9 protein-coding genes are annotated in these 16,680 nt (G+C 42.3%); 5 read left to right on the forward strand and 4 right to left on the reverse strand.

Annotated features, from left to right (window positions below; translation table 11 throughout):
• The first annotated feature begins 111 nt into the window (after positions 1 to 111).
• A complete protein-coding gene (locus E4K68_RS12470; protein ID WP_135379262.1) occupies positions 112 to 8,706 on the forward strand; it encodes a glucoamylase family protein in 8,595 nt (2,864 codons plus the stop codon).
• Between the two features lie 79 nt (positions 8,707 to 8,785).
• Positions 8,786 to 9,520 carry a class I SAM-dependent methyltransferase gene (locus E4K68_RS12475; RefSeq protein ID WP_135379263.1) on the forward strand — a complete coding sequence of 245 codons (735 nt, stop codon included), beginning with the start codon at positions 8,786 to 8,788 and terminating at the stop codon, positions 9,518 to 9,520.
• 224 nt (positions 9,521 to 9,744) lie between these two features.
• On the opposite strand, the gene E4K68_RS12480 is transcribed toward E4K68_RS12475, so the two are convergent.
• Positions 9,745 to 11,196 (reverse strand): MFS transporter, encoded by a 1,452-nt coding sequence (locus E4K68_RS12480; RefSeq protein ID WP_135379264.1) that lies wholly within the window; start codon positions 11,194 to 11,196, stop codon positions 9,745 to 9,747.
• Between the two features lie 354 nt (positions 11,197 to 11,550).
• Positions 11,551 to 12,213 (reverse strand): AbrB family transcriptional regulator, encoded by a 663-nt coding sequence (locus tag E4K68_RS12485; protein WP_135379265.1) that lies wholly within the window; start codon positions 12,211 to 12,213, stop codon positions 11,551 to 11,553.
• A gap of 193 nt (positions 12,214 to 12,406) precedes the next feature.
• Here E4K68_RS12485 and E4K68_RS12490 point away from each other — a divergent pair, with 193 nt between their 5' ends.
• Entirely contained in the window at positions 12,407 to 13,048 is a 642-nt protein-coding gene (locus E4K68_RS12490) for a ribonuclease H family protein (protein WP_348982859.1), read from the forward strand.
• Here E4K68_RS12490 and E4K68_RS12495 read toward each other — a convergent pair whose 3' ends face one another.
• Positions 13,049 to 13,525 (reverse strand): DsrE/DsrF/DrsH-like family protein, encoded by a 477-nt coding sequence (locus tag E4K68_RS12495; protein ID WP_135379267.1) that lies wholly within the window; start codon positions 13,523 to 13,525, stop codon positions 13,049 to 13,051.
• A 65-nt stretch (positions 13,526 to 13,590) separates the two neighbouring features.
• Complete coding sequence (locus E4K68_RS12500; protein ID WP_135379268.1) at positions 13,591 to 14,907, reverse strand: aminotransferase class V-fold PLP-dependent enzyme; 1,317 nt, start codon at positions 14,905 to 14,907, stop codon at positions 13,591 to 13,593.
• A gap of 162 nt (positions 14,908 to 15,069) precedes the next feature.
• Between E4K68_RS12500 and E4K68_RS21445 the strand changes: the two genes are divergently transcribed.
• Complete coding sequence (locus E4K68_RS21445; RefSeq protein ID WP_282432986.1) at positions 15,070 to 15,195, forward strand: hypothetical protein; 126 nt, start codon at positions 15,070 to 15,072, stop codon at positions 15,193 to 15,195.
• A gap of 190 nt (positions 15,196 to 15,385) precedes the next feature.
• Positions 15,386 to 16,609: a peptidase T gene (pepT, locus tag E4K68_RS12505; protein WP_135379353.1), complete on the forward strand. Its 1,224-nt coding sequence runs from the start codon at positions 15,386 to 15,388 to the stop codon at positions 16,607 to 16,609.
• Positions 16,610 to 16,680 lie beyond the last annotated feature (71 nt).

Below are 16,680 nucleotides of genomic sequence, written 5' to 3' on the forward strand. Positions count from 1 at the left end.
TAAAACACCCTAGCAATTCATATGGCTAGGGTGTTTTATTTATGATGAATGAAGTGAGGGAAAGTGGGGATAATGCATAAATGAATGTAAAATAATTGGCGGAGATGACGAATGAAATTTTTCAGAAGATCGCATACAAAAGATAAACCATATAAAGATATTGTTCTGCACGGGGAAGATTTACTTAATCACGCTGAAGAAATTGCTAAATTTAATGAAAACCTGGGAACTGGCTCCCCAGTGCGTGCTTTATTACCTAGGGTCAAACAAAATATGAAGTTTTTAGAACGTGCTTACCGTGAAATTACGGATTATTCAACGCGAACCCAGGATATTGTGCCTGCTACGGAATGGTTATTAGACAATTACTATAGTTTAAAAGACCTAAGAGAAGAGATTCAGAGGAGTCTTCCTGATAAATTTGAACGTCAATTGCCACGGAACTTCAGTGGAGATTTTCAAGGGTACCCACGGATTTATGGGTTGATGGTTGAACTCATCGAACATACGGATAGCCAATTGAAAAGTGACACTCTCAAAGCGTTTATCAACGCTTATCAAGTTCAAGCACCTTTGTCGAGTGGGGAACTATGGGCAATTCCTATTATGTTACGAATTGTGCTCTTGGAAAACATCCGGAGAATATCAGAGCAAATACTGTTTACTCAGACAGAAAGGGAAGCAGCCGATCATTGGATATTGCCCTTATTGGAATCAGAACATGGGCCTGAAGAATGGGAAGGTATTCTAAAAACGCTTAGTCCTCAAGCTGAGTATTCCTCGGCTTATGCAGAACAGATCCTGAAACGCATGAGAGAACTTGGGGTAGAAGGGGCACCTCTTTTACACTGGGTCGATCTCACTGTTGCTAAACAAGACACAACAATCGAAGAATTGGCAAAACTTGAGCGTCAACGTCAGACTATGTATCAAGTATCTATGGGTCATGCGATTCTGAGCATTCATTACATTAACTCAGAAGATTGGCCACGCTTTTTTGAAGAAGTCAGCTTAGTGGAACGTGTTTTAAAAAAAGATCCTGGCAAAGTTTATAGCGAAATGGATTTCGAGTCGCGTGATGCTTATCGTCATCAGGTTGAAAAGATTGCTCGACGCTACAAAGTTTCAGAGCTGGTCGTAGTTCGAAAAGTGCTCCTTGAAGCGGAAAAAGCGCATAAGCAGGGAGAGCTTGCGTCATCTCACGTAGGGTATCATTTGATCGGGTTAGGTCGCGAGACACTAGAAAGAGAATTGGAACATGATTTTGGAGTGTCCCAAAACTTGAGGAGTGAGATTCAGAGTTCGATTCGGAAGAACCCTAACATGTATTATTTTGGTTGTTTGCTGATCGGAACGGGAAGTCTATTTGCTTGGGTTTTATCGTATTCCTATCATGAGAGTTCACATATCCTAATCCATGTAATTCTGATGTTGGCACTGTTAATTTGGGCGAGTAGTTTGATCATCCCCTTGGTAAATTGGGCTGCCTCGGAATTGTTTCGTCCCACTTTCCTTCCGAAATTAGATTTGCGTGAGGGGATTCCGCCAACATTACGGACAATGGTTACGGTTCCAACGCTATTAACGAGTGTTGACAGGGTTAATGAACTCATCAGTGATATGGAAGTCTATTATCTAGCTAATCGAGATGAAAATCTAAATTTTGCGTTGCTGGGCGATTTTGCAGATTCCTCGTCTGAAACGATTAAAGGGGATGAGGAAATTGTTTCAGCGGCCACGGTTGCAATCGAGGCTCTAAACCATAAATACGGTCAAAGTCGTTTTTATTTCTTTCATCGCAAGCGAATTTACAATGCTTCTGAAGGTGTATGGATGGGGTGGGAGAGAAAACGTGGAAAGCTTATTGAGTTTAACCGGCTTTTGTGTCAAGAGGGGACGACAAGTTATATAATTCAAATCGGTGATCTGTCGCTCTTACCCACATTCCGATATGTCATTACGCTCGATGCCGATACTCAGTTGCCTCGAGGAACGGCCAAGAAATTGGTTGGAACGATCGCCCATCCTTTGCATGCTCCACGTCTAAGTGAGGATGGAAAGAGAGTGGTTGAAGGCTATGGTATTCTTCAACCGCGAGTTGGGGTTTCAATTTTGAGCGCAAGTGCCTCAAATTTTGCGCGAATTTTTTCTGGCAGAGTTGGAGTGGATCCTTATACAACCGCGGTATCGGATGTTTATCAAGATTTGTTTGGAGAAGGCATTTTTACAGGTAAAGGGATCTATGATGTTAGTATTTTCCATAGAGTTACGAATAAGGCCTTTCCCGAAAATACAATTCTCAGCCATGATCTAATTGAAGGATTATATGCAAGGGCGGGACTTGTAACAGACGTAGAGCTGGTTGATGGCTATCCGGCCAACTACCTAGCTTACATGCGTCGGTTACACCGTTGGGTTAGAGGAGACTGGCAGTTATTACCTTGGCTATTTAAACCAATTCCTTTTATCTCACGGTGGAAAATTTTCGACAATTTGAGAAGAAGTTTTGAAACACCGGCACTGGTACTAATAATCGTCTTAGCATTCACAGCTCTTTCAGGGAACCCATTTGTCTGGTTAGGGCTAATCTCCTTAAGTTTAATTTCACCCATAGTCATATTTCTTCTCGGTCAGATTTTTGATGAGCGTGTTGAAAAGGGAAACATCGGCCAAGATCTTTTGACTTTGGTTATTCAGTTTTCTTTGCAGTTCATATTTATTCCGTTTCAGGCATTGATCATGCTTGACGCAATCATGCGAAGTATATATCGACAGTTTATTTCACACCGACATCTGTTGGAATGGGAAACTGCTGCAGATACAGAGAAACGCTTGGATGTCAGCTTAAAAGCAATGGTTACTTCGATGTGGCCAGTGGCTCTTCTGACCTTATTAACCGTTGTTGCCATCGTGTCTTCGTTTCCTGCGAAGTTAGGCGAATTTATTCCGATAGCTATAGCATGGGTGGCTTCAATATGGGTTGCCTATCGTGTCAGTTTACCCATTCGTCGAAAAAAGGAAGTTCTTTTGTTTACGGAACAGCTCTTTTTGCGACGTTTTTCTAGAAAAATATGGGCCTTTTTTGAGGAGTTTGTCTGTCTAGAGGATAATTGGTTGCCGCCAGATAATGTTCAAATTGATCCACCGAACGGTGTAGCACACCGTACCTCTCCCACTAATATTGGACTGGCCTTGCTAGCGAATCTGGCAGCAAGGGATTTCGGGTACGTCACGCTAGCAACGGTATATGAACAAATTGAGCAATCGCTAGAAACTATTGATAAGCTCGAGCACTGGCAAGGGCATCTTTATAATTGGTACGATACCCAAAGTCTCAGGCCCTTAGAACCACTTTATGTGTCAACCGTTGATAGTGGAAACTTTGTTCTTTATCTTTTGACTTTAAAATCTGGTCTTACAGAGATCTTAGACAAACCCTTAAACGATCGGCAAAGTGTGCTGGGTCTTCAGGATACTTATAATTTATTGATTGAGGCGCTTGGCAAGGATACTTACGAGGAACTTAACCGATTTGGAGAGGATCTTGAACGCGTTCTGGGTTCGGATGAAGCCTGGAATTTACAGAGCTGGATGAATTTATTGTCCCTCTGGCCAGCGCCCTTCTTAGAACAAGAATTAACCCAAGAGGGTAAATATTGGGCACGTCGTCTCGATACGATGATTCGAGCCTTCCGCCAGGAATCCGAAGAAATCTATCCTTGGGTTACCAACCCTAACTATTCAGAAACTTATTCGCTTCTAAATACGCAGGCTTATGAAATCTCCGGCTTGAGTAAACTTGCCAGGTTTTACAGCGATGGACTGAAGGAAAATAGTTTTACGCCCGAGTTAAGGGAAAGTATAGAGCGGGCGCTCAAGAAGATACAAGACTATGTGCTTAGGACAGAAGAATTACAGCAACGACTTGAGACGATGGCTTTAGATACTGATTTCCGCCCTCTGTTTGACGAGACACGTCAACTTTTCTCAATTGGCTATCGTATTGTTGAAAGCATGCTTGATAAGTCTTATTACGATTTATTAGCCTCAGAAGCCCGCCAAGCGAGCTTTATTGCCATCGCAAAAGGAGATGTATCTCCTAGCCATTGGTTTAAGCTAGGGCGTTCTTTGACAATGGCTAAAGGAAAACGAAGTTTAGTTTCCTGGAGCGGGACTATGTTTGAATTTTTAATGCCACTCCTAGTTATGCGAAATTATAAGGGAACCCTTCTGGATGAAACTTACCGTTCCGTGGTCGAAGTTCAAAGAAGGTATGGCGTAGAACATAATGTACCCTGGGGAATATCCGAGTCGGGATTTTATGCCTTCGACCCTCAACTCAATTATCAGTATAAAGCTTTCGGAGTCCCGGGACTTGGTCTTAAACGGGGATTAATTCAGGATCTTGTAATTGCGCCCTATGCGAGCTTTTTGGCGTTGATGGTTTCTCCACGTGAAGCATTATTAAACATTATGACGATGGAACAAAAAGGTTTTGCGGGTCGCTATGGGTTATATGAAGCCGCTGATTACACTAGTGAACGTATCCCGGTGGGGCGCTCTTTCAAGCTCATTCAGAGTTTTATGGCCCATCACCAAGGAATGAGTCTCTTAGCGATTGATAATGTGTTACATGAAAATCGTATGCAACAGCGTTTGCATAAAGAGGCCTTGATCCAATCTACGGAACTTTTGCTTCAAGAACGCTTACCGAAGGTGACTCCTCTTATACCTCAACCTGAGGGAGAATATGTTGAAAAAGAGAGTCAAGTTAAGAACGTTGAACCGGAGAAAAATCAGTTTATCTTTTTGGACACGGCAAAGAGTCCTATTCCAGTGACTCATTGCATTTCCAATGGACAGTATTCTGTTATGATGACGAATTCTGGGGCAGGCTTCAGTCGTTATCGAGAAATTAGCCTCACTCGCTGGCGTGAAGATGTGACTCGGGATGCATGGGGGATGTATTTTTATATACAAAATTTGAATTCTGGTGACGTATGGTCTGCAACGCACCAACCTTGTGGGAATTCAGGTGAGGAGTATAAGTTGACTTACGCACCGGATAAGGTAGAGTTTTTACGGAAGGATGGTAATATTACTACCCGTACCGAAGTTGTCGTATCCCCTGAAGATCAAGCGGAGTTGCGCCGTGTCTCTTTGACAAATCATAGCAAGTATGACCGAACGATAGAAGTCACCAGCTATTTTGAGGTGGTTCTTGCTAGGCCAAGTGAAGATTTGGCACATCCTGCCTTTGGCAATCTCTTTATACAAACTGAATTTGCTCATGAGGCTTTATTGGCATCACGAAGACCTCGCAGTGAAAATCAGACTCGATTGTGGCTCATGCACACGGTTGCCACTGAGGGAGAAAAGGTGGGTTCCCTTCAATATGAGACAGACCGCGCGCGCTTTATTGGACGGGGAAGAAGCCTTGCCAGGCCACAAGCACTCGATGCGAATCATCCTTTGTCGAATACCGTTGGAGCCGTGTTGGATCCAATGATGAGTTTGCGTCAGAGGGTTAGGGTTGGCCCTGGTCAAACCGTTCGGGTCTCTTTTTCCGTCGGATACGCGGAGAGTCGTGAGGAAATAATCAATATTGCCGAAAAGTATCGGGATCCACTCTCAGTTAATAGGGCGTTTGAGTTGGCATGGACACATAGCAAAATGGAGCTTCGCCATTTGAATTTGACGGCTACACAGGCAAACGAAGGCCTTAGCTTAGGTGGTCATTTGCTTTATCTTAGCCCTTGCCGTATTGATGAGGCGGAATATATTAAAAGTAACCGTAAAGGGCAGTCTTCCCTCTGGCCCTATGCTATTTCAGGAGATCTGCCCATTGTCCTTGTTCGTGTCAAAGATGCCGAACATCTGGAGCTGGTACGCAGACTTCTAACAATTCATGAATACTGGAGGCTTAAAGGACTGTTAGCAGACCTCGTCATTCTCAATGAAGATGATAGTGGCTACGTTCAGGCTTTCCAGGACACATTGCGTGATATCATTTCAATGGGGCATGCCCGGGATCTCTTAAACCAACCTGGTGGTGTCTTTCTACTTCAAAAAGGTCACGTTCACCCAGATGATGTCGTTCTTCTCCGTACAGTGGCTCGAATGATCTTTCATGGAGAGGGAGGGTCGTGTTCTGTTCAAGTTCGTAAGAAAGGAAAGCTTATTTTAGGGGATATTGAGCGCCGTGAGTCAGATTTGCAAGAAAAGTCCCTAGACAATTCGCTCCCAGGGATACAGAATAAAATAACTGAGACCCGAGAAGAGGTAAACGATCTAACATCGGGGCAACTACAGTTTGCAAACGGATACGGTGGGTTTGGCGAAGATGGGAAAGAGTACATCATAAAGTTGCAGGAAGGCATAAACACTCCACTGCCCTGGATTAATGTGATAGCCAACTCAAAATTCGGTTTTCAAGTTTCTGAAGTGGGCGCTGGGTATACTTGGTCAATCAATAGTAGGGAGTACAAGCTTACACCGTGGTCAAATGATCCGATTTTGGATCCTGTAGGGGAAGCGCTCTACTTACGTGATGAAGAGACTGGCGAATCTTGGTCTGTTACTGCTAATCCAAAGCGTGAAAAGGGTTCATATACGATACGGCATGGCCAAGGGTATTCAATTTTCGAGCATTATAGTCATGGACTGAAACAAACTCTGCGTCTTTTTGTCCCAGTGAATGATCCGGTAAAGGTTATTGAATTGACTATTTCAAATAATACTGATCACGAGCTACATCTTAGCGCGATTTATTATGTGGAATGGGTGATGGGAGTTGCTCGCGAGCAAACGTCTCCATATTTGGTTACTGAATATGCTCAAGACTGTAATGCGCTATTTTCTCGAAACACGTTTCAAGAAGAGTTTGTTGGGCGGTTAGGGTTTTTAACTGCTTCTGGAGCGGCCGTAACAAGTTATACCGGGGATCGTACTGAGTTCATCGGACGTAATGGAAGTTTAGAAGATCCCATCGGATTAAAGCTGGATGTCTTCTCGGAAACAGTCGGAGCAGGGCTTGATCCCTGTTCTGCAATGCAACTCAAAGTTTCCGTGTCACCCGGTGAAACCAAAACCGTTACATTCTTACTTGGTGAAACCGAAAATCGTGAAAAAGCTGAGCGAATTATGTTCGATTATAGGCAGCCCGAAATGATTAGAAAGGCGTTTGAGGAAGTAAATCGGTACTGGGATAAGTTATTAGGAAAAGTTCAGGTTTACACGCCTGATTCGTCCATGAACATACTTCTTAACCGTTGGCTGCTTTATCAGACGGTAGTTTGCCGATTATGGGCCCGTTCAGCATTCTATCAATCAGGAGGAGCCTATGGTTTTAGAGATCAACTTCAGGACGTAATGGCCGTTGTTTATACAACACCCGAGGTCACCCGAGAACAAATTATTCTTCATTGTGGTCATCAATTCCTGGAAGGGGATGTACAGCATTGGTGGCATGCTGGAAAGGGAAAAGGGATACGAACCAAATTCTCAGATGATTTGTTATGGCTACCTTTTGTTACTGCATATTATATTGAACGCACCGGGGACGAGGCTATATTAGATGAGTCGATTTTCTTTCTAGAAGACCAGCCTTTGAAAGAAGATGAAGATGAACGGTATTCAATTCCAAACATTTCTAATGAGCAGGGAAATGTGTACGAGCATTGTATACGTGCCATCGAAAGAGGGCTACATTTTGGGGAACACGGGTTACCTCTTATTGGTTCCGGAGACTGGAACGATGGATTTAGTCGAATAGGACCGAAAGGAAGAGGGGAGAGTGTGTGGCTCGGATGGTTCCTGTATCTTACCTTGATGCGTTTTGCCAGCTTATGTGATGTTCGTCAAGATCTCGAGAGAGGAACCAGATATCGGAGTCAAGCAGAAGAGCTTCAGAAAAATATAGAACTGTATGGTTGGGATGGTGGGTGGTATCGCCGCGCTTATTTTGATGATGGAACAACCTTAGGATCTGCGCAAAATACAGAATGTCAGATCGATGCTATTGCTCAGTCTTGGTCTGTTCTTTCCGGGGCAGCCAAACCCTCACGGGCCAAAGATGCGATGCTGGCTTTAGAACATTATTTGTGGCGCAAAGAAGATGGATTACTCCTTTTACTCACCCCGCCGTTTGACAAGTTCTTACCTGATCCTGGATACATTAAAGGGTATGTTCCTGGGGTTCGTGAAAATGGCGGGCAATATACTCATGGAGCAGCTTGGGCGATTTTGGCTTATACAAATTTGGGGGAAGGGGATAAGGCTACAGAGTTATTTCAGATGTTGAGCCCCATTCATCATGCTCGTACAGAACATGAAGTGAATCGCTACAAAGTTGAGCCCTACGTGATGGCGGCGGATGTCTATGCCACTCACCCGCATGTTGGTCGAGGTGGCTGGACGTGGTATACTGGGGCTGCTGGATGGATGTATCAGGCAGGTCTTGAGGGAATTTTAGGGTTTAAACGTCAAGGGGATAAATTAGTCTTAAAGCCATGTATTCCAAGTCGTTGGACGGGTTACCGTTTATCTTATCAGTATCAAACGACACAATATGAGATCATTGTCGAGAATCCCAATGCTAGGATGAGTGGGTGTGAGCAGATTACCTTAGATGAGGAAGTTCTGCTGGAACCTGTAATTTTGTTAAAAGACGACGGTCGAGTTCATACGGTTCGCTTAATACTGTAGGAGTATCGGACTTTTATGAGTAACTTGCGTATAAAGAAGTTACCTTTCCCCTTGCCTTACCACAAGAGAGGGTGATTGAATGGATTTTTACCACGCTTTATCTGAATACTATGATGAGATCTTTCCATTAAAGGGACCACAGAAAACATTTCTGCAGGATTATCTAAGGCAGGAATCTGTGTCATCGGTTCTTGATATTGGTTGCGGTACAGGGACGTTTGCTTTGGAAATGAGCCAAACGGGTGTGCAAGTGCTTGGCGTGGATTTAAGCGATGAGATGATTGAGATTTCCAAAATAAAAGCTCAAAAAACAGCAAGCTCGGCTTCATTTTCAGTTGCGGATATGCGGGACCTAAGTAGTATCAATGAACGTTTTGACGGAATCGTTTGTTTGGGAAATACATTAGCACATGTGTCTGGGGAAATTGAGTTGAAACAAGTTTTGGCTCAATTTCGTGAGAAGGGAGATCGACTGTTATTACAAATCGTGAATTACGATCGGATTTTGGCTCAGCAAATTAAAGAACTACCCTTTATCAAGACGGAACATTTATTCTTTTACCGATTGTATACCCATCGTGCAGATGGGAAACTTGATTTTGCTATGAAAATTGAATTTCCTGCCACGAGACAGGTTGTGTCAGGTGTCAACATTTTATTTCCGATTACGTGCGATATCCTGAAAAATGCTTTAATGGATACTGGATGGGAAGTATCCAAACTATGGGGCAACTTTGAAAGAAAGCCATGGACTGTAGATTCTCCTGCCACTATTTTGTCGGCGAAGCGAATACCACTCACTTATCTCAAGTAGAGGGGTCATGGTGGTATTCACGGCATTAGAGTCTTAATGTTGAAAAGCTAGTAGCTTTCCGAAAAAAATACCCTATAGAGTAGACGATTTAAAAAGTCTACTCTATAGGGTATTTTGTGGTGGTTAGAAGATTCAATGGCAATCACCGGCGCCTAGAAGCTTGACGATCGCCATTGAATCTTCTTTATAGTCGGATTTTTTTGGTAGAAAGGAATATTAATTATTTAAGATTTTGGTTCTCGGATGTATCCTCTACGATTCAGGGAAAGTAGAGCAGCAAAAATGGCTATGCCCATTGAGGTAAGCATGACAGTATGGTATGCACTTACGAACGCATTGGCTTGTTGGATTGCTGTAGGGTTATTTACGCCCATAAGGAGCATCGCTTCACGGTTTTCAAATAATGAGACGGAGTAGGCGATACCGATTACCATGCCGACATTGCGGACAAGTGCATTAATTCCGCCTGCTACGCCCAATTTTCTAGGTGGGACTGCACTCATGACACTGCTGTTATTGGGAGATTGGAACAGGCCGGCGCCCATGCCCATGAGGAGAGTGCCAGGTATTATCTGCCAAAATAGTGAGGTTGCGGTCACTGTTGAAAGATAAAATAAACCTAAAGCCGTAATGAACAGTCCGCTAGTAGTAAGAGCTATTGGGCCGATGCGGTCAGAGGCATGTCCACTGATTGGTGCGATGATCGCCATCATCAGGGGAAAAGAGGTCATCAGTAATCCCACTTGAGTTGGACTGTAATTTAACACATGTTGTAGATAAAAAGGCATGAGTATCGTATTAGCAAACATAGTAACGAATGAGAGAAGGCCAGTAATATTTCCTATGAAAAAAGGGCGGATTCGGAACAGAGAAAGATCAATCATGGGATTGGTGACTCGAACCTCTGTATAGAAAAAGAATGCTAAACAAAGTGTTCCCAGTAGTATTCCTCCAAGGATTGGGTAAGATCGCCAACCCCAATTCTGGCCATTGCTGATCGCAAATAATAAGCTGATCATTCCTAGCGTGAAGAAAAGTGCCCCCACAAAATCGAAGGTTTCGTTATTGTGTTGGGGTTTGTCATTAGGGAGAATGTTTTGTGCGGCGAGATAGCCGAGAATCCCAATCGGCAAATTAATATAGAAAATAGAGCGCCAGTTTAATAAACCAACTAAGAGACCGCCGACAGCCGGGCCTGTTAGGCTTCCTAATGCGACAACAGTTCCTGTCAGTCCTAGCGCCCGTCCTCGTTCCTTGGGCGGGAAGTTGGCAATAATTAGCGCGGCACTGTTTGCCATCAACATAGAAGCACCTATGGCTTGGAGTACACGCATCCCAATCAGAAACCAAATATTCGAGGCTATTCCGCAGAAAACCGAACCAAGGGTGAAAACCAAAAATCCCAAAGAGTAAACTCGTCTGCGCCCTAGAAGATCTGCAATTCGCCCAAAAACAGGCAACAAACTGGATACGGTTAATAGATAGGCAATAACGACCCATTGCAATATTGAAAGGCTCGCATTTAATTTGCCGGAAATGGTGGGTAGGGCCACATTAACTATACTGCCATCTAGAGTTGCCATGAATGTGCCAATTGATACGGTTGCAAGGATAAACCAGCGGTAATGAGGCGAAGCTTTAAGACGTGTTGATAGGGTGCTTGCGACTTGATTCAAAGTGTAATACCCCTTCCGTGATCTGATGAACTGTTAAAATTCTTGAGCATCGGACAAACTTTTAATTAAAAAGAGAAGAATTCTGAGCGGAACTTTTAAAGCTAAATATAGCATATTACAGGTCATTTTAACACATATAAAGCAAGTTATATAATCGCTGTCGTTTTTGAGAAAACAATGCGTTTGAATATTGGATTTTCCATGGTTTTCTGTAGGCTTTCGAGCTAAGGTATATAATAACGTATAGTAGAAGAGACAAGCCATATTTAGCTTGTCTCTTCTACTATACGTTATATGATTGAACACAAGGGTTCTGACTGGAATGGTCATAGTTTTATTGTAAAATTTGACCTTTCAGGCTATCCCGTTAAGCCGTTCATAAATCACCTCGCGCGCTCCAACTGTTAAAATAGCGATAAGATTTTCTGGGGCAAAGACGGTGTAAACGACCCGATATTCCTTTGATCCACTACGGAAAGAAACCCGATAAGTTTCGTAATATGGCCCGCTAAGATGTTTAAAGGCTAGGGGGTCTTGTTCTAAGCTCTCGAAGACAGCCGGAATTTCGCGGAGTTCGTCTTCACTAAGGACGACTAAATCATGAACCCCGCGGGTGGTTAGCATAACATCATAGATCCCTTTGGAGATTTTCTTAATACCCAGGGATTCTAACGCTGGAGTTTCCCACCATTTGATCGATTGACCATTTTTATATGCCCTGTAGGCCTCTTCTGATAAGCGATCGAGTACGGTACTGAGTTTTAACTTGCGCTCTAAAAGCTTGTTTTTAAGAACATCCCCTGTACACCCGTCACATCGCAAATCACCTATAATCAGATCTTCAAAGAAATCCGAGAGCGGCCGGACAGAACGTTCGGCGGTATGAACGAAAACTTTTCCTTCAGAGTCGACACACAAATCTAACGTATCTTCTGCAACTAGTCCGAAAAGCTTACGCAATTCCAAGGGCAAAATGATTTCTCCTTCTGCACCAACCTTTACCCTATAAGTCTCCATAATTACTCCCCCTTCTTATTATTTGTTGAAACATACATCCAGCTAAGATCGAGTTTCTTTTAAAGCTATATATTTATTTTCAACAATATTTTGAATTATCCTTCTTTTGCTAAGGGGATATTCGTACGTTTCTAGAAGCTACTGTTTTATTTTTGGAATGAAACGATTTATAATAGTTAGAAGCGGATAAGGGGTGACAATTTTGGGTAAAAAAAATTATTACGTAGTCAAAAGGGGATCTAGGATCGGCATTTTTAACAACTGGCCGGAATGTCAAGCATCCGTCAAGGGATATAAAGGGGCTATGTTTAAAGGATTTGAAACGAAAGCTGAAGCCCTTGAGTGGCAAGCCCAGAAAGATGAAGTTTCTATTACGATTGCCGGAAGTTCTAAGGCAAATGAGCAGGTTAATCAAGAGAGTGTTGTTGACTTCGAGGTTTATACAGATGGAAGCTATTCCAATGGCAGATATTCCTATGGTTATGCCTTTATTAAGGATGATCAGGTCGTTTTCGAAAGCAATGGAGTTGGTGAAGACCTTGAAGCCTCAAGCATGAGAAACGTGGCAGGGGAAATCGCTGCCGTACGACATGCTGTGGAAAAAGCCAAAACACTAGATGTGCGGATTCGAATCTATCATGACTATTCTGGTATTTCGCACTGGGTTAATGGGGATTGGCAGGCCAAAAACAAGTTTACACAAGCATATGTGACGTTTATGCGAGCACATCATGGATTGTACGAATTTAAAAAGGTGGCCGGCCATAGCGGAGATCGGTTTAACGATTACGTTGACCGGCTTGCCAAAGAAGCTCTTGGATTAAGCACAAAGTAATTAGATAAAGAGTTGCATGTCTGAGTCTAAAGCATCACTTAAATATTCTTTTGCCGTAATAACTTTAACCTCTGGTAGTAGTTCGGATTCCTCAAATCCCATGACGTCAACGGATAATTTGCATCCGTAAAATTTAACTCCTTTTTTCCTTGCTCCATTGAGGAAATCTGTCAGAGAAGGGGTTTTTTCATCGTCCATCATGTCAAGAAGCATTTGCTTCCCTAGACCTGCCATGTTCATCCGTGAGAGGGGCAATTCTTCAGGTCCCTTTGGAGTAACCATTCCGAACATGCTCTCAAAAGCAGTTTTGTTGTCAAAAGTTACTTTTTCAGGATCGCGAACTAAAAAGAGTCCCCAAAAAGCGAAGAACATGGTCACATCGACATCCAGCTCTCTAGCTGTGTTGGCAAGGATCAGCGCGGCTAGTGCTTTATCATAATCACCGCTAAACATGAGAAGGTTCATTTTCTTATTCATTTCATACACCCCTTAAATGCTATATACAAAACCTATTATAAGTAGAAATAGAAATTGTATAACATTTAGTAAATGTAAGTTGTTGGGTGTCTAATAATTCTTTCAAGCATTTGGGTCAAAACATTAATTTCATTAAAATCGTTGTATAATCCAAAGCTCAGTCGTACTATACCAGGCCGGGGAGCATTCACGCTCCTTTTGTAGAACTCCATTTGCTTAGGAGAAATCGATAAAAGTTTCTGAATATAGGGCTGGGTGCAAAAACACCCGGTTCGAACCGCAATACCCGCTTCGTTCGATAAGATAGATGCCACTCGTTCATGTGGCATTCCGTTTATATTAAAAGGGATGACCCCAATTCGTGGTTCGCCCGGGAAAAATTGAGAGTAAAGCGTAATACCTGGAATTGATTTCAGTCTCGAATGGGCATAGTCAGCAAGTTGATGTTCGTATTGATCAATATTTTTCATTCCAATGGCTGTTAGTGTTTTAATTGCAGCCACGAGGGCTACAACGCCCATGACGTTGGGAGAGCCAGCTTCATCCTTGTGTGGAGAGTCATTCCACTTTACCCAATCATGAGTTACGACTTCTGCAGTACCTCCTCCTACGAATTCTGAAACACCTTGCTTAAACGTTTCGTGCGGGCCGATAAGTACTCCAATGCCAAAGGGCGCGTACATTTTATGAGCTGAAAATGCTAAGTAATCGATATGTTCAAGCGGATTGTTAGGTTTCATGTTAATAGCGGTATGAGGAACCATCTGTGCCCCATCAACAAGTATTTTCGCCTGATAACGATGTGCCAGTTCAGCTATTTTATGTATCGGGTTTACATATCCTGTTACATTTGAAGCTCCCGTAACAGTGACAAGTTTCACCTTACCTTTGTATTTGATTAATTTACTCTCAAGGTCTTTGAGGCTCAGTTTTCCATAAGAGTCTGTCTGAACATAATCAACTTGAAACTTATTTCTCCAAGGGAGATCATTAGAGTGGTGTTCCATCCAAGTTGATAGAATAACACTTTTCTTTCCACCTTCCCAGAGACGATGGGATAATTTATTAATGGCTTCTGTTGTGTTCTTTACAAAGATAACCGTATCTTGGCGTGGGTCTGCATTGACAAATTTAAGGACGACAGATCTTGCTTCTTCAAAGAGCTGGGAGGACATTTGTGATTTGTACCCTGTGCCACGATGAATGGAAGAGTACATTGATGAGAAATTATTTATTTCCTCCATCACTGAAACAAAAGGAGGGGTTGAAGCCGCGTTATCAAAGTTGATGCCTGTTGTAAATTGACCGTTAAAGAGCGGGATCTTAGTGTCAGTCCCCACAACTAGTTGCCTGTAATTAGAGCGCGACAACTTATAATTCATTCTATCACCTCAAGTTTGTAGATGTATAAGGCCTTTGTACGTTACTAGTAGGATATTTTATTTTAAAGAAAAGGTTACAGAAGTTTTTAGGTTACATGAACTCTCTGCTACTGAAACATACTAAACATGGGTTCTAAAAGTCTTAGAAGCATGGAGGTAAGTATGAAGAAGTCAGGAGAAATTCAAAAACATACTAAAGGGCGAACTAGTGCAAAGTATGATTCTAGAAGCGCAGAATTCAAACAGGAGCAGAAAAAGGCCAAAGAGGCTACAGACAGTGGAAGCTAAGACTTAAAGGCCAATGAAAAGGCCTCAAGCTATCGGGCTTGAGGCCTTAATAGTTTTTTTGGAAACATCTAAAATAATGCTTTAGTAGTTTGCGATTCTAAACAAGTACATAGAATAGAATTAGTAGATTAAACAATATTTATTGACGTTGCTTACTTAAACGTACGATAGTTGAGATATGGAGGATTTTATTATGGACGTTACAGCAAGATTTTTAAAGTATGTCAAATTTGATACTCAATCCGTTGAAGAAAATAATTTCCCTACGACTCAAGGACAAATCGAGCTGGCTAAAGTACTCGTAGATGAGTTAAAAACTCTAAATTTAGAGGATATTTCCCTAGATGATAACGGCTATGTTATGGCTTGCTTACCCGCAAATACTGATAAGATCTTACCTTCTCTTGGTTTTATTGCACATTTGGATACAAGTCCTGATATGAGCGGTAATGGAGTCAATCCTCAAATTATCGAACACTATGATGGTGGCGATATAGTCCTTCATAAAGAAAAGAATATTGTACTATCTCCGAAGGAGTTTCCAGAACTTAACAACTATAAGGGAAAAACTCTAATCACGACAGATGGAACGACATTACTAGGAGCAGATGACAAGGCAGGAATTGCTGAGATTATGACCGCGATGGAATATCTCAAAAACAATCAAGAGGTCAATCATGGTAAAATCTATGTTGCGTTTACGCCAAATGAAGAGGTGGGAAGAGGGACAGATCACTTTAATATTGAAAGATTCGGTGCGGATTTTGCATACACAATTGATGGCGGGCCTATCGGAGAATTGGAATATGAAAATTTTAATGCAGCTGGAGCGATAGTAAGTGTACAAGGGAGAAACATTCACCCTGGTTCAGCAAAAGGAAAAATGATCAATGCTAGCCTACTTGCTCAGGAATACATCAATCTGTTACCAAAAGAAGAAACACCAGCTGTAACAGAAGGATATGAAGGATTTTATCACTTGACCAATATTCTAGGGAAAGTCGAAGAAGCCGAGTTACGTTATATCGTACGGGATTTCGATTTAGCTTCTTTTGAAAAACGAAAAAAACTAATGCAGCGGATTGCAAATCAACTGAATGAGAACTATGGGAAAGATACATTTACTGTCGAAATTAAAGATCAATATTTCAACATGAGAGAGAAGATTGAGCCAGTCAAACACATTGTCGACACCGCTTCAAAAGCAATGGAGGCGGTGGGAGTCGCTCCAGATATCCGTCCGATCCGTGGTGGAACCGATGGGGCTAGGCTCTCCTACATGGGCATACCTACTCCTAATATTTTTGCTGGGGGACACAATTTTCATGGTAAATATGAGTTCATCCCCACGTACGCCATGGAAAAGGCTGTAGAAGTCATTCTGAAAATTGTCGAGATGTATGCAATAGAATAGCTAAGGTCCGAACTTATTGCTCATTTATTAAAACCTTTCATTGTTCTTGGCAGCGGTGCTAAAATGTTATA

Origin of the sequence: Desulfosporosinus sp. Sb-LF, assembly GCF_004766055.1 — a bacterium.
Lineage (GTDB): Bacteria > Bacillota > Desulfitobacteriia > Desulfitobacteriales > Desulfitobacteriaceae > Desulfosporosinus.

Bases quoted from the DNA above. Each gene is read 5' to 3' on its own strand.
- E4K68_RS21445 (WP_282432986.1), top strand. From the start codon at position 15,070: ATGAAGAAGTCAGGAGAAATTCAAAAACATACTAAAGGGCGAACTAGT.
- E4K68_RS12470 (WP_135379262.1), top strand. From the start codon at position 112: ATGAAATTTTTCAGAAGATCGCATACAAAAGATAAACCATATAAAGAT.
- E4K68_RS12495 (WP_135379267.1), bottom strand. From the start codon at position 13,525: ATGAATAAGAAAATGAACCTTCTCATGTTTAGCGGTGATTATGATAAA.
- E4K68_RS12500 (WP_135379268.1), bottom strand. From the start codon at position 14,907: ATGAATTATAAGTTGTCGCGCTCTAATTACAGGCAACTAGTTGTGGGG.
- E4K68_RS12485 (WP_135379265.1), bottom strand. From the start codon at position 12,213: ATGGAGACTTATAGGGTAAAGGTTGGTGCAGAAGGAGAAATCATTTTG.
- E4K68_RS12475 (WP_135379263.1), top strand. From the start codon at position 8,786: ATGGATTTTTACCACGCTTTATCTGAATACTATGATGAGATCTTTCCA.